Origin of the sequence: Leptospira sp. WS58.C1 (assembly GCF_040833995.1) — a bacterium.
GTDB lineage: Bacteria > Spirochaetota > Leptospiria > Leptospirales > Leptospiraceae > Leptospira_B > Leptospira_B cinconiae.
The window spans coordinates 2650001-2664269 of record NZ_CP162137.1; the positions used below are offsets into that span (position 1 = coordinate 2650001).

At 41.1% G+C, this 14269-nt stretch carries 15 protein-coding genes; 9 read left to right on the forward strand and 6 right to left on the reverse strand.

Going from position 1 to position 14269, the window contains the following annotated elements:
• Positions 1–151 precede the first annotated feature (151 nt).
• Entirely contained in the window at positions 152–1609 is a 1458-nt protein-coding gene (locus AB3N61_RS12105; RefSeq protein ID WP_367897702.1) for an APC family permease, read from the forward strand.
• An 11-nt stretch (positions 1610–1620) separates the two neighbouring features.
• Positions 1621–2028 carry a hypothetical protein gene (locus tag AB3N61_RS12110; protein ID WP_367897703.1) on the forward strand — a complete coding sequence of 136 codons (408 nt, stop codon included), beginning with the start codon at positions 1621–1623 and terminating at the stop codon, positions 2026–2028.
• Between the two features lie 529 nt (positions 2029–2557).
• Here the strand turns inward: AB3N61_RS12110 and AB3N61_RS12115 are convergent.
• The 3 genes from AB3N61_RS12115 to AB3N61_RS12125 all read right to left on the reverse strand — a co-directional run bounded on the left by AB3N61_RS12115 (position 2558) and on the right by AB3N61_RS12125 (position 6172).
• Positions 2558–3832 carry a phthiocerol/phthiodiolone dimycocerosyl transferase family protein gene (locus AB3N61_RS12115; protein WP_020768760.1) on the reverse strand — a complete coding sequence of 425 codons (1275 nt, stop codon included), beginning with the start codon at positions 3830–3832 and terminating at the stop codon, positions 2558–2560.
• 21 nt (positions 3833–3853) lie between these two features.
• A complete protein-coding gene (locus tag AB3N61_RS12120; protein ID WP_367897704.1) occupies positions 3854–4921 on the reverse strand; it encodes a fatty acid desaturase in 1068 nt (355 codons plus the stop codon).
• Positions 4922–5032: 111 nt separating this feature from the next.
• Entirely contained in the window at positions 5033–6172 is a 1140-nt protein-coding gene (locus tag AB3N61_RS12125) for a helix-turn-helix domain-containing protein (RefSeq protein ID WP_020768932.1), read from the reverse strand.
• Positions 6173–6413: 241 nt separating this feature from the next.
• Here AB3N61_RS12125 and AB3N61_RS12130 point away from each other — a divergent pair, with 241 nt between their 5' ends.
• On the forward strand, positions 6414–6644 hold the full coding sequence (locus AB3N61_RS12130) for a hypothetical protein (RefSeq protein WP_367897705.1): 231 nt from the start codon (positions 6414–6416) through the stop codon (positions 6642–6644).
• A gap of 125 nt (positions 6645–6769) precedes the next feature.
• Positions 6770–7942 carry an acyl-CoA dehydrogenase family protein gene (locus AB3N61_RS12135; RefSeq protein ID WP_367897706.1) on the forward strand — a complete coding sequence of 391 codons (1173 nt, stop codon included), beginning with the start codon at positions 6770–6772 and terminating at the stop codon, positions 7940–7942.
• On the opposite strand, the gene AB3N61_RS12140 is transcribed toward AB3N61_RS12135, so the two are convergent.
• Both AB3N61_RS12140 and AB3N61_RS12145 read right to left on the reverse strand, forming a co-directional pair.
• The gene (locus AB3N61_RS12140) at positions 7939–9201 is read right to left on the reverse strand and encodes a glycosyl hydrolase family 18 protein (RefSeq protein WP_367897707.1); all 1263 of its coding nucleotides are present in this window, start codon (positions 9199–9201) and stop codon (positions 7939–7941) included. The genes AB3N61_RS12135 and AB3N61_RS12140 overlap by 4 nt on opposite strands.
• A gap of 110 nt (positions 9202–9311) precedes the next feature.
• On the reverse strand, positions 9312–9560 hold the full coding sequence (locus AB3N61_RS12145; protein ID WP_020768919.1) for a cysteine rich repeat-containing protein: 249 nt from the start codon (positions 9558–9560) through the stop codon (positions 9312–9314).
• A gap of 180 nt (positions 9561–9740) precedes the next feature.
• On the opposite strand from AB3N61_RS12145, the gene AB3N61_RS12150 reads away from it, so the two are divergent.
• The 3 genes from AB3N61_RS12150 (at position 9741) to AB3N61_RS12160 (ending at position 11797) form a co-directional block, all read left to right on the forward strand.
• Positions 9741–10565, forward strand: coding sequence for an SDR family NAD(P)-dependent oxidoreductase (locus tag AB3N61_RS12150; protein WP_020768782.1), 825 nt, complete (start codon positions 9741–9743; stop codon positions 10563–10565).
• Positions 10566–10586: 21 nt separating this feature from the next.
• Positions 10587–11345: a DUF6597 domain-containing transcriptional factor gene (locus AB3N61_RS12155; protein ID WP_367897708.1), complete on the forward strand. Its 759-nt coding sequence runs from the start codon at positions 10587–10589 to the stop codon at positions 11343–11345.
• Between the two features lie 68 nt (positions 11346–11413).
• A complete protein-coding gene (locus AB3N61_RS12160; RefSeq protein ID WP_367897709.1) occupies positions 11414–11797 on the forward strand; it encodes a VOC family protein in 384 nt (127 codons plus the stop codon).
• On the opposite strand, the gene AB3N61_RS12165 is transcribed toward AB3N61_RS12160, so the two are convergent.
• Positions 11794–12168, reverse strand: a complete 375-nt coding sequence (locus tag AB3N61_RS12165; RefSeq protein ID WP_020768786.1) for a hypothetical protein — start codon at positions 12166–12168, stop codon at positions 11794–11796. The two genes, AB3N61_RS12160 and AB3N61_RS12165, sit on opposite strands and share 4 nt — an antisense overlap.
• Positions 12169–12290: 122 nt before the next feature.
• On the opposite strand from AB3N61_RS12165, the gene bcp reads away from it, so the two are divergent.
• Complete coding sequence (gene bcp, locus AB3N61_RS12170) at positions 12291–12770, forward strand: thioredoxin-dependent thiol peroxidase (RefSeq protein ID WP_020768766.1); 480 nt, start codon at positions 12291–12293, stop codon at positions 12768–12770.
• Positions 12767–14260 (forward strand): leucyl aminopeptidase, encoded by a 1494-nt coding sequence (locus AB3N61_RS12175; protein WP_367897710.1) that lies wholly within the window; start codon positions 12767–12769, stop codon positions 14258–14260. The genes bcp and AB3N61_RS12175 overlap by 4 nt, the downstream gene beginning before the upstream one ends.
• The last annotated feature ends 9 nt before the right edge of the window (positions 14261–14269 follow it).

Sequence of the window (14269 nt, forward strand, 5' to 3'; positions counted from 1 at the left end):
GAGCAATGCGAGGAGCCGCCAAAATCATTTGTAAGAGTTCGAACATACTGATATAAATCATTCGTATTACCTCCTACAATGAGTGAATGAAAGAGGTCTCGAAAATGTCTTGTGAGCGAAAGCAAAAGGACTATCTTGACCAAAACTCAAAATGAAACTTCGCCGCTCCCTTAATCTTTATGATTCCATTTCTCTCATGTTCAGTTCTATGGTGGGACCGGGGATTTTTATCACTACGGGTTATATACTGACCCAAACCTCCAATCCGAATTGGGCTCTCCTTTGTTGGATCCTGGGAGGTTTCTTGGCCATTGCGGGTGCGATGAGTTATGCGAAATCGGCGAGTATCTTTCCGTATGCGGGAGGAGATTACGTTTATCTAAAAGAAGCATACTCCCCTATCGTCGCATTCTCAAGCGGTTGGCTTTCGCTTTCGGTAAATTTTTCGGCATCCATTTCTCTTTCTGCAATCGCGTTCTCTAAATCGTTCATTACTTTATTCGATCCGACCTGGGACATTTATTTTTTAGAGTCCAAGTTTTTGGGGATCACATTTTCTTTGGGTGTGGCCCAAATCCTGGGAATTTCCACGATCTTATTTTTTACCATCGTAAATTTTTTCGGGATAGGATTCGCTTCTCGTATCCAGAATTTTTTCACAACTTTCAAAATTTTAGGACTGGTTGCGTTCGTAGTTTTGGGATTTACTCTCGGAAATTATAATATTCAAAATTTTGAATCCTTCTCCCTGATCCCTTCCGATTTGCAAGGATGGAATCTTTTGCTGGCGGGAGCGATCCCCGTCACTTTTTCCTACTTGGGTTGGAATATGATCACTTATGTCGCGGAAGAAGTGAAAGACCCTGAAAAGAATATCTATAAGTCCGTCATCGTTTCCTGCACCTTGGTCACTCTTCTTTATGTTTTGATCAATTTTCTATATTTGAGCTCGGCTCCTTTTCAACTTTTAGCGGGAGATGAGAAGATCGGCGTTACTGCTTCCGGATTTTTATTCGGAAAAGGCGTGAATATTCTGATTACTGCGTTTATCTGCTGGGTATTTTTAGGCGGTATTTCCGCTTATATCATCGGCGGTTCAAGGATCTACTTTGCTATGGCGAGAGATGGATTCTTTTTTCCTAGTATGGCAAAGTTACACTCCAAATATCATAGCCCATATAAATCTTTGGTCTTTCAGTTTTTGTATGCCTGCCTTTTTTGTTTCGTGAAAGAGATCGAATCCCTTTTATATCTGATCACCTGCTCTACCTTATTACTTGCAACGATCACTGCTTATACTCCCGTCATTTTCGAAAAAAGACATTTGAAAAACGAGTTCAAGATCCCCGGTTATCCGTATTCCACTTATTTATACATACTTTCTAATATTTTGATCATAGGAACCTTGCTTTATAACAAAAGTGCGGAAGCTCTTTGGGGTTTTGCATTCACTCTATTCTCCGTTCCATTATATTATTATTTTAAACTTTCTAAAAAATCCGAACCGATCCTGATCGACACCGTTTCCGATCCTGGATTGGAAGCCGGCGGTTTAAGTTTACTTCCGGAAAACGAACCTGTTCCGGTAGGCAGCGGAGATCCCGCTTAAGTTTTTTCGTCTTGGAACTTTCTCCCAAAAACAAACTACGACTTCATAGATATCTGGGGATCGTTTCCTTAAGTTTTCTTTTTTCTCGCCCGTTTATCATTCTATTCCAATTTCCTGATATTCAAAATTTTGAATTCATCTCAGCGTATATCGGAAGAACGGGAGCCATCTTCGGAGTTTTGGCATTTATCACCGGAGGAGGATTGGGCAAATATTTAGACGAGAAGAAAGCAAGAGTTGCGGAAATCCATACAATTCTAATGCTCGCAGGCTTAACTATGCAAGTTCCCGTTCTTGCAGAGGTGAAAATTCTCCTCATTCCGAATCTGATATCTTACCTTGGCTGCGGGATCTTGGTCTGGGGTTGGATCCTGGGCAGAAGAGTATTTACAAACAAAAAAAGAATTCTTCCTTTTTGAGCGACCCATAGGGAGCGAAAAAACCCGAAGGGGTGACTGAGTGAAACGAAGTCAAATTTCAAATCAAACAAACTGCATTAAAATCATCAGAGACTTTGAGCGACCCATAGGGAGCGAAAAACCCGAAGGGGTGACTGAGTGAAACGAAGTCAAATTTCAAATCAAACAAACTGCATTAAAATCATCAGAGACTTTGAGCGACCCATAGGGAGCGAAAAAACCCGAAGGGTGACTGAGTGAAACGAAGTCAAATTTCAAATCAAACAAACTGCATTAAGGTCATCAGAGACTTTGAGCGACCCATAGGGAGCGAAAAAACCCGAGGCGACCCTATTGGTGTCAATTGAATAGTATGGTAATTGCTATCCGGTTGGATAGCAACGACTCACAGTCGTAAGCTCGCTCCTATTGTCGCTGCGCTTGGGTGACTGAGTGAAACGAAGTCAAATTTCAAATCAAACAAACTGCATTAAAATCATCAGAGACTTTGAGCGACCCATAGGGAGCGAAAAAACTTTTTGGAGCAGACTTAAGAATTCGATAGTATATTCTTCCGGAAAGAATATGCGAATTGCGAAATATCCGCTTCGTTCCAACGATTTTTGTCGTAGTTGATATTGATTGCCATTCTATTCTCGTAGGTTGTCACAGTAGTAAAGACCGTTTGAGTCAAAGCGGGATGGACCGTAAAAGAAAGTTCTTTTACTTTTATTTCCTCTGAACTTAGAACAGGGATAATCCCTACGTTACTCAATAGACTCGACTGAGGATTTCGGCTCATCAGCAGTTGGAAAAGTTTTAATCCGTCTTCTTTTTCCAAAAATTGTTCGGAAGGAGGAAGAAGTTCATAAAATGCTCTACCTTCCCTTCTTCCGATTCGAGCTCTCACGTCGTTCATGATCGTTTTCGCTTTTATATCGAAGGGATCCCTGATATTCACCGGTGTAGTGAATAAAGAAATATACAATCCTAATGCGGAATCAGGCACCGGATGGCTCAAATGAGGCCTCAGATCCGCAGGAGTAGAAAGATATAATACTCCTTCTTGCCCTCTATCAAAAAAATCAGCGAGCGCCGTTACTTGAGAAGCGCCCAGTATCCCATGAAAGGAGATTTTTTTTTGTTTGGAAGTTTTTAAGAGTGACTCGACGTCTTCTTCTTCCAAATAGAAGCTGATGATCTCAGGATCTTGTTCTTCTTTCTTTCGAGAGAATTGAGGAATAGAAAGCGGCTTTTCCGGCTTTGGTCCGCCTTTATACAACTCTTCTGCCGGATACAATTCCATGAGGGAAGAATATTCTGCTTCTTGGATATCTTCCGCCTCTCCTGTGCTTGCTCGAAGGACATCTAAAAGAAATCTGCAACCTGATCTTCCATCTCCAATACTATGGTGGAAGATGAGTCCGATCGCAAATTTAGAATTTCCGGAAGTATAAAATATGGTTCTGATTAAGGGAGAATCTCCCAACTCGAAAAGCCGGATGGTTTCCTTGGCTAATTTGGATTTCCATTCGGTAGTATAGAGATCTTTTTGAATGGGGATTTTTTTGTCCGAGGTGGCAAAGTATAAATGAGAATCTTGTCCGACTTGTTTTAAGATCTGAACCTTAGCTAACGCATGTTTGTTTTGGATAAGGTCCAGCGCTTTACGCAAACTTTCTTCCGAAAAATTACCTTCTCCTTCCGCCATTACACAAAAATTCATAGAGGAAGCGCGATCATATAACCAGAAATTCGCTTCCGCTTGGTCTAAAGATCGAATGAATTGCCCTTGGGGTCTTTGGGACTCTTTTAAATTTTGCATGCCATTTCCGACTTTAAAATATTAGGCCGGAATCGCAATACCATCCATTTCTTCTTTGTGGTAACGATTCGCCCTTGTCATACTTTCAAAGTCGTTAAAACGAATTCCATATTTTTTTAAGAAGGGTTTTACTTTAGGTGCGACTGCTTGTCGTAGATAAAAGGGTTGTGTTACCACGAAATGATGGATCCCATGAGTGGCTCCGAAATTAAAACAGAACAAATGTAAGGGTAATATCCACCAGGAATCCAATACTTGGGTCTGCTGGTATAAACTTTTCACATCCCCGAAATAATGCATATTAGAAGAAACGATCTGAATTGCAGTTTGCCTGAGCCAACAAGGGATCAAATATACTACCGCTGCAGTATTTAATAAATTATGAATATATGCTGTAGTTCCGGTCTCTTGTATCGGACTTCCGAAAGCCCAGTTGATCAAAGAGATAAGTCCCCAGATCAAGAATGAGTACCAAAGCAGAAGGTATACTAAACGATAAGGTCCCTTGATCGGCTTAGCCTTTATTTTTTTAAAATAACGGATCGCGTCCTTTCTGATCTTAGGTCCCTGTAATACCACCGCCATGATCGGATCTATCATCACGAGTATACGTCTGATCCCCCAAGGCATTCCGTTACTGATAAATCTTTCTTCTATATCCTCTATGTTCCCGGAAAGTTTATGGTGAAGAAGATGGATCTCTTTTCTGAACCAAGGATTAACCGTATTCGCACGAAATAACCAGACCATCCAAAATAGAAAATTCTGCATTTTAGGATTTTCTTTAAAATAAATACTATGGATCAAGTCATGCTCCATCTCATGCAGAAAAGAAGCCAAGATCCCATTCCCTATAATACAAGCCCAGAATGGAATGATATCCATTACATAGAGACTTCCGAGTACGATCATTCCCGAAGCGGAACCCACAGTGATCCCGAATCCGATCGCGTTTTGGTATTTTAAAAAAGAAAAACGTTTTCTGAGTTTAGAATCCGAATAGCGGATCCATTTGATGATACGTTTTGTTTTTTCTTTATCGGTAAATCGATCCGAAACATTTTTTCGCTCAAGTGCCAAGGAATTCATATCCACTCCAATGTAACTGATGGAAAGGAGTATAGCCTATATCTCAGATCCGTCGTTCCATTCTATAAACCGAAACTGCAAAAACGGTTTCAATTGATAGGATGGGACCGATTACCCGGAATTTTTCTCCCTAAATTCGGATGGAGGAACTCCAACTTCCTTCTGAAAGGCCCTATGAAAGGAGGTTTTACTCCGAAATCCTACCTCATAGGCTATATCCAGGATAGAAGTATCCTTACTTTTGGTGAGTAGCTCGCAAGCTTCCCGTATCCTATACTCGTTCACGAATGCGGAGAAATTTTTACCCATTTCTTGGTTGATCAGTTCCGAAAGCTGGTGAGAAGAAAGTCCTATCTCATCCGCCAAACTTGCCAAACTCAGTTCATCGTCTTTGTATAGTTTTTCGACTTCCATCGCTTTAAGTAAATTTTCCCTAAGAGTGGCGATATCCATTCCTTGCAGCAAGGAGCGGGAATATTTTTGGAAGGTGACTCTTGCAACTTCTTGTAGGTTTTGGAAATAAGCAGGGTACCTTCTTCCGATCAAATAAGAGACACAAAGACTCAATCCCATCATAGAAGCGCTGACCAAAAGAAAGAGAGGGTTCTTATCCAATAGAAAAAATGCACCTACGGAATGGTTGGCGATCGTCGCAAGAATGATATAGAGCAAAACTCTCGCAGTCCATTCTTCTTTCAAAACATTCGGTTTAAATAATATTCGGCTTCCTCTCAATAAACCCGCAATATAAGCCGCTAGTATGAGCAAAGGGATCAGAAAGACTAGATCTAATATACTTCTTGTTTCCGAGAAAGTTCGGATCCCTACCTTGAGTGACTCAGGGACAAAGATAGACCCGAAAAAATACAAAATCCAAATAATCCCGGGCAGAATAGAGTGTTTGGGACTTAAGCCCAATGCGGATTTTTCGAATTCGGAGTTTTGAATGATCTTATGGATCCCGTAAAGAATAGGACCGATGGAACCCAATACCGGAATGTGAAGAAGAACGATCCTAGGAAATGAAGAAGATAAGCCGAACACATAAAATAGACAAGTGCCTTGTAATAATCCCAGACTTACGAACAAAAGAGAAAGTAAACGATTGAGAGCCGTTTTTCTTTCTAAAATATTCTGCCCTATACATAGGAGGCCCCCCAGATAAGTTCCAAAAATCGCAAATGAAACTAAAATCCAAATTACCGTCGCCTGAGAGGTATGTTCCGGAAAGTAGGTCGGAATATTAGTCATCGAAAGCTTTATCCTCTATCCTTCCAGGTTGTCAACCTTCTGTAGGACCTCCTACAAAGAGAATTATTAGGTTTCCGAACATCGGTTCTACAAATGTATCCATTTAAGCCAAATGTTTGTTTGCCGGAACCAATCCGGCTTTCCTTCCATTTTTATCATTCGGTTTCCTATCAAATCTAAAAATCTAAAGGTACAAAATGAAAATCTGAAAGTATATGGTCCACTCATTGTGGGGGATTTTATGAATTCGTATACTTATATCCAAGTCGAAAAGAAAGGTAGCGTGTTTTGTATAACACTCAATCGCCCCGAAGCAAAAAACGCCATCGAAGTAGGGAATTTGGAAGCGATAGACGATCTTGTTCTTTTGATGACCGATTGTTTAAGATCGGAAGACGGTCAAGAAGGGATCCGTTCCTTATTGGAAAAAGAACCTCTGTTTTTAAAGGAAAATAGTATTTTAATTTTTTAGAATATATATTTTTTACGAAAATCCGCTTTTGGTTCGGTTCTTTAACGAACAATATTCGGACAAACGGAATTCTACTTGCCTTCACACATGTTTCTTCGAGTTTAGCAGGATCCGAGGAAGCAAAAATGGATTTTAGCCTAAGCCAAGATGAACAAGAGTTCACACAATCTTTTCGTAATTTTTGCAAAAAGGAGATCCTTCCTTTTGCAGAAGAAGCGGATAAGACTAAGGAACTTCCTAGGTCCCATTACCTTAGATTAGGAGAAGCAGGATATCTAGGTCTTTTACACGAGGAAGAGTTCGGTGGACAAGGTGCGGGAATTTTTTTAAGCACTCTTGCCATGGAGATCGTCTCCGAATATTGTGGTTCAACATTTTTCAGCGCAGGAGCCTCTGCAGGCTTATTCGGACTTCCTATTAAACATTTCGGGACTCTTGAACAGAAGAAAAAATATCTGCCTGATATTATCTCCGGTAAGACTATCGGTTCCTTGGGAGTCACCGAACCGGACGGAGGTTCAGACGTTTCAGGTCTTTCTTCTCTCGCAAAAAAATCGGGAAAAGATCGCTACCTTCTCTCCGGTCAAAAAACCTATATCACAAACGCTCCCAATGCGAATTATTGTTTGGTCCTTACAAGGACACAAGACGAAAGCGGTAAAGAAAAAGGACTCACTCATTTTATCGTAGATCTAAATTCCAAAGGTATCTCTCGCTCGGCACCAATGGACAAAATGGGACTGAAGGCTTCTCCAACCGGAGCATTATTCTTCGAGGATGTGGAAGTCCCGGAGGAGAATATTTTAGGTAAATTAGGAAAAGGTTTTAGACAAACGATGCAAACCTTCAACGCGGAGAGACTTTCTTTAGCCGCCTATTCCTTAGGAGTTATGAAAGCTTGTTTAGACGAATCCAAATCCTTTTCCGCAACCCGTAAAAGTTTCGGCAAATCCATATACCAACACCAAGGTGTCGCATTCATGCTCGCTGAAATTTATTCCAAATACGAAGCGGCAAAATGGTTTACTTACAATACTGCCTGGGAAATGGAAAAAATCGAATCGGAAGGAAAGCCGAGTATGAGCCTTTCAGGAAAATGTGCTGCATGCAAATTATTCGCCACAACAGCGGCAAGAGAAGTCACAAATCTTGCGGTCCAGATCCATGGAGGCGCAGGTTATATGGATGAGTATAAAGTCTCTCGCCTATACAGGGACACCAGACTAGGTGAGATAGGTGGAGGAACAAGCGAGATCCAGAAACTGATCATTTCCGGAAGTATCATGAAAGATTCTTAAAGTGTTTCCGAAAGTTCGGGTCCTAATTTTTCTTCCAGATATTTATGGATCTCGGGATCGTTATCTTCTATTAATTGCCAAAAAGAAAATCCTCTGATCTTGTATTTATCCAATATTTTCATCTTCTTCTCGAAAGCGTTTCGATCCATATAGAATGCGACCCGATCACAACCGCCCATTCTGTACCAGAGAGAAGGATCTGAATATACGTGGCCTTGGTGTCTATACAGATAAGGTCTGAGATAGATCCAATCCCCCGCTTTAGGTTGTGTTTTAAAAACTTCTAATACGTCTGTGGGTTCCTCTTTTCGGGGAGCCATTTTTTCCCGGATCCACTTTGCCCTAGAATAATAGACCGATTTTGTTTCCGCTTCACAATGTAATGCCCAATCGTATCCGTAGGTCGGGATCGCCATGTATAACTTTTCATTCGGGATACGAGCAACCGCATATTCTAAAATTTTGTCGATCCACCAATCCGGAGCCTGGGGCCCAGGTCCGGGAAAACCTTGTTTGCGGGGATGTAATTCGTAGGCCATAATTTTGACCTTATCCGCAACCTTTCCTAAAAACTCATAATCATGGGTCAATTGACCTCTATAAGCCTCGTAAAAATCCACTTGGATCGGAGATTTCAAACCTTTACAAGGATAGACGGAAGGTTTTTCAGCAACAGTTTTCGGATGTATCGCTACGGATAGGATTTTACCTTTTTTATGCAATTCATCCCGAAGAAGTATTAGAAATTCCTGAAATACTTCCTTCTTCTCGCAAGTCATCCCTTCATAATCTATATCAATGCCATCGTACCCGTATGAATCTATCTCTTTTAGAATATTCTGTATATGAAGATCTCTGACCTTTGTATTACCGTTTAGACCGATCGCATCCGAAACTTTTTCGAAATCATTTTCCCAACGAAAGATAGTGGGAATGATCAGTGTCCTCGGAGACATGAGCCTTAACCAACGGATCCTTTCGTCTATTTCGTCCTTCTTCCAGACCGAAAGTATACGACCCGTATTACTGCGACCACCTTCCAGGTTGTATAAAAACGGATGGATCTCGTCGTAAAGATGGATATACTTCATCATTGCGTAAAAGTCCTGGGACCATGTAGAAGCATACAATCTTTCGGTCGGCGGACTCGTTCGTGTATTTGGATCGTTCTTTTTATCGTTTCCGGAAAAAAAACAATAAGTAAGAACCGAAGAGATCAATGCGAGAAATAAAGGATATACGATCTTATTAGGAAACATTTCGGAAGGATTCTTTAAGACAAGATCCCGAATCCTCCGAAATGAGATAGAAGATTTCTTTCCAAAAGGTAAGGAATTTGATCGGCTTTTGTCTCCAATGTCCTTTTAATTTAGGACTTTTTCTGTCCCCATCTTTTATCCAAATGTTCCTTGCATGCGGGAGATAGTTTATCCGAATTTTCCATCAAACAGTCTCTAATCCTTCCCTGACCTTTCGGGATATCATTGCAGTATTTTTGCCTATCTTCAAAACAAGGACTTCCCGGCCCTCCCATTCTAGGTTTGTTAGAACCCCCTCTTTGTGCGTAAACCGAAACACCCAACAACATCATAAAAAACGGAAGAATCGACCAGTTCATAAATCTACCTGCCACCCTATCGAAGAAAGATACCCGAATACGGTTTTGTCAATGATTCGAATCCTTTCAAAAGTATTAATAATCGTTGATATTTCTCAGATACTATATTCCTAAAATATGAAGACGATCTGGAATAACAAAGTCGATTCATTATAATCTTACTATTTCCGAGGTAATAATATGAAAACCGTAAAGGGAAAGAGAATATTAATCACCGGGGCCGCAATGGGAATGGGAAAAATTTATGCGGAACTTTCCGTTCAAGAAAACGCATCAGCCTTAGTACTTTGGGATGTAAATTCGAAAGTACTACTGAACACAGCGAAACAACTGAGATCGGATACTACGAAAATTTTTACGGACACAGTAGATGTTTCCGACCTTGAAAAGGTTAGAAAGGCCGTCTCCCGGATCGAAGCACAATTGGGAGGGATCGATATACTCATAAACAACGCAGGAATCGTAAAAGGAAAATATTTTTGGGAACACGACCCTAAATCGGACATCGAAACAACGATGGCAATTAACACCTTAGGTCCGATGTATTCTACTAGATTCCTACTTCCTAAAATGTTATCCGAAAGAACGGGAGAGTTTAGGATCGTAAACATATCCTCGGCGGCAGGATTGATCTCCAATCCCAAAATGAGCGTTTATTGCGCCTCAAAATGGGCGGAGACAGGATGGAGCGATTCCTTACGATTGGAATTGCTCCAAGCCGGTTACGGACATATAAAGGTCACTACAGTAAACCCGGCTTATATTTCCACCGGAATGTTCGAAGGTGTAAAAGGAATGTTGTTCACTCCGATTCTGACTCCCGAATATGTGACTTCGAAAGTTTGGAATGCGATGAAAAAAGGAAAACCTAGATTACTTTTACCTTGGACAATTTATCTTTCCAATGCATTAAGGGGGATACTTCCTATATCCGTTTTCGATTGGATCGCGGATAAAATTTTCGGAGTTTATAAAACTATGGAAGGTTTTAAGGGAAGATCGTAAATTGGATGGATCGGGGATTATATGAGAAACGATTTTAACCCTCTGCAACTAAACTTAGGGATACATTATTCCGAAATCGCTCCAAGTCCCGAACTTCTATCTCATATTGCTTATTATTGGGAATTCAGTTCAGGATCATCCGGTCCAAGCTCCTACCAAGTTGTCCCGGACGCATGTGTGGATCTCATCCTAAACATAAATCGGAAAGATCCTATTTTAATCTCACTATCTCCTACCTCCTTGGAAAGTTTTCCGATACAACCGGGTGACCGTTGGTTCGGAATTCGGTTTTTACCTTCCGGGATCCGTCGATTTTTTAAGATCGATCTTGGAGAAATAAAAGCTCAAACTTCTCCCTTTTTTGAAATTTTCCCGAAAGAAGCGAAAGAGTTGGAAGAAAAATTAGCGATTTCTAATTCTTTTTTCAATCGTATTAAGACATGTGATCTTTATTTTTCCGAACTTCTAAAGAAGAAGTTCCTGGAATCGGACCCAAGAATACGGACATCCTTGCAACAAATGTATTCGGATTTCCAAAAGCCCACGGAAAAATTAGGATTTCAAATTTCGTCCAGACATCTCAGAAGATTGTTTTCGGAAAATATAGGTCTCTCTCCCAAAGAATTCGCAAAAATACTCAGATTCCAAACGGTACTCCGTCAATGGAAAGAAAACGGTTCTTTAGAGATAGTAGACGGTTTCTACGACCAATCTCATTTTATCAAGGACTGGAAAAAATTCACGGGACTTACCCCTTCTTCTCTCCGAAAATTCCGATGAACTTTGTCCGATTTTTACAATCCGGATCCCCAGTTTCGGGTTAAATTTCAATACACAAGGAGAAACTTATGAAATTAAATCCAGGAATCGTCACGAGTAAACTGAAGGAAACGAAGGAATTTTACGTAAACAAACTAGGATTTCGGATCGTTTTCGAGAATGACTGGTACATTCTTCTTTCGACACCGAACGGAAAACACGAAATTTCCTTTTTAATTCCGGACCTTCCAAGCCAACATCCCGCTTTCCAAAAAGAATATTCAGGATTTGGCATGTATATCACTATAGAAACCGAGGATGTGGATTCGCTTTATTCGGAATTTAAGAAGAAGGATCTAAATATTCTTTTGGATCTAAAGGAAGAGGAATGGGGAGACAGACATTTTGCAATCTCGGATCCGAACGGGATCGGAATAGATTTCGTAAAATATACCGCTCCTGTGAATGTTTAAATCGACATTCCGTTTTTTTTGAGTATGTCTAAAGCGGTCTGTCTTAAGATCGGATGGACCACAAAATCTTCCGGATCCGGAGCCTTTCTTTCGGGTTCGGGATTTTTGAACTTATCCGGTCCGATCCATTGCGAGAGGGCCCATAACATCCTTTGGAAAATTTCGTCTATCCTTCTCTGATAACCCGCTTTTTTATAATAACCGTACGCAAGGATAGGCATTTTTTTTTCGAACATGAAATGGTCTCCTAAACGAATGAGCCCGTCCTTGTATTCCGTTTTCAGAAAACATTCCCTGGCCTTCCGGATATCACCTTCGTTGAAGGCCTGATTTCCCTGACGGATCAGTTCCATTCTTTCTTTAGGATCCATACTTTTACTATCGACAGAATTTCGGTTTTCGCAAGGCTTTTTACCTTCTTCTCCCCTTCTGAAAACGGAAACAAAACAAAAAATCTTGTATAGTAGCCGAGTTCCCCATCATTTGTCTTTGTATGAGTACTTTAAAAGCGGGGTCCAAAGCCCCTAGTTTTACGACCCTGAACCAAAACGGGGAAAAGGTCTCTCTCAAGGATCTATCCGGAAAAAAGGGTCTGGTTTTATATTTTTATCCTAAGGACCAAACCCCGGGATGTACCACCGAGGCCTGCGATTTTAGGGATAATTTCGCGAGACTGAAGAAGGAGGGATTTAATGTAGTCGGAGTCTCCAAGGATTCAGTTAAGTCTCACCAGAAATTTATCGAAAAACAAGAACTCAATTTTACTCTTCTCTCCGATGAGGACGGAAGTATCTGCGAGGCTTACGGGGTCTGGCAGTTGAAAAAGTTTATGGGTAGGGAGTTTATGGGAATTCTCAGAACCACCTTCCTGATCGGAACGGATCTGAAAATTTTGAAAGTGTATCCGAAGGTAAGCGTGAAAGGTCACGTGGATGAGATCCTCGGAGATATTAAGGCGTTGGATAAAAAATGAAAATAGAAAGATCAAAAATCAATTTTAGTATAGGGAAGAACATTTCCAAAAATATCTATAAGGTAATTCCTGTCGTAAAAGATAATCTGCCTAAGGAACTGGAGACCAAATTTGCCGATCAGATCAGATCCGGGGTCTTCTCTGCGGAATCCGGACAGAGTTTTGTAGATGAATCGGACAGAATTATCTACCTAGGCTTGGGGAATTCCAACAAAGTTAACATTCGTTCCGTGGCTCAGATCTTCTTAAGTATAGGAGAAAAATTACGCAAATGGGAATCTGTGGGACTTGAGATCAAACTCACCAGATTTTTGACCAAAACTTTTTCCCCTTCTTCTTTAGTGTATCAGATCGCAAACTCGATCGACCTAGGTGCATTTCCCATCAATGTCTTGTCAAAGGACTTTAAGGAAAAAAAAGTTAAATTCGGAAATGTAAGTTTCGTATTAGAAGATCCTAATGCGGAAAAATCGGCGAAGGCCGGTTTGGATAAATCCAGAGCAGTCAGTAAATATGTGAACGGCGCCAGATATATCGCTCACCTTCCTGCAAATCATTTCACTCCGGAAGAATTTGTTTCTCGTTCCAAGGAAATTGCGAAAGAAGCAGGCTTAAAGATCACAGTGATGGATGAACCCCAACTTAAAAAGGAAAAGATGGGCGGAATTCTGGCAGTTTCTCAAGGTTCCGATAAAAAGCCTAAGATGATCGTTTTGGAATATCATCCCCCTAAAGCAAAATCCAAAAAGAAATTAGCTTTGATCGGAAAAGGTCTTACATTCGATTCCGGCGGGATCAGCATCAAACCTGCACAAGACATGCATGAAATGAAATATGATATGTGCGGCGCGGCAGCGGTGATCCATGCGATCGGTGCGATCGCAGAATTAGGTATTTCCGTTCCGGTGATTGCAGCAATCGGAATTGCGGAGAATATGCCGGATGCCGCCGCTTTAAAACCCGGAGACGTTTACACAGCTCATAACGGACTCACAGTAGAAGTCCAAAACACCGACGCAGAAGGCCGTCTTGTCCTAGGAGATGTCCTTTCTTACGTCGGAAAAAAATACAAACCGGACTATATGGTGGATCTGGCAACTTTGACCGGAGCGATCATCATTTCCTTAGGTCATGAAGCTGCGGGAGTGATGAGTAATTCCGATAAATTGCGCGGTCTTTTGGATGAGGCTTCCGCTTCTTCCGATGAAAGAATCTGGAATCTCCCTTTATGGGAAGAATACGGTGAAGATCTAAAGAGCGATATAGCGGATTTACGTAATATTGCAGGACGACCGGGAGGAAGTCTTTCTGCGGCAAAATACCTAGAACGTTTTGTGGACTCGGGAATCGACTGGGCTCATATCGATATCGCAGGAACCGCCTGGAGAAAGAAGTCTTCCGGAACCCAGATTGGGAACGGACCGAGCGGATATGGCGTTAGATTACTTGTAGATTTGGCCGAAAAATTAGAAAAAAACCGGGGAGTTTAATCCCCGGCA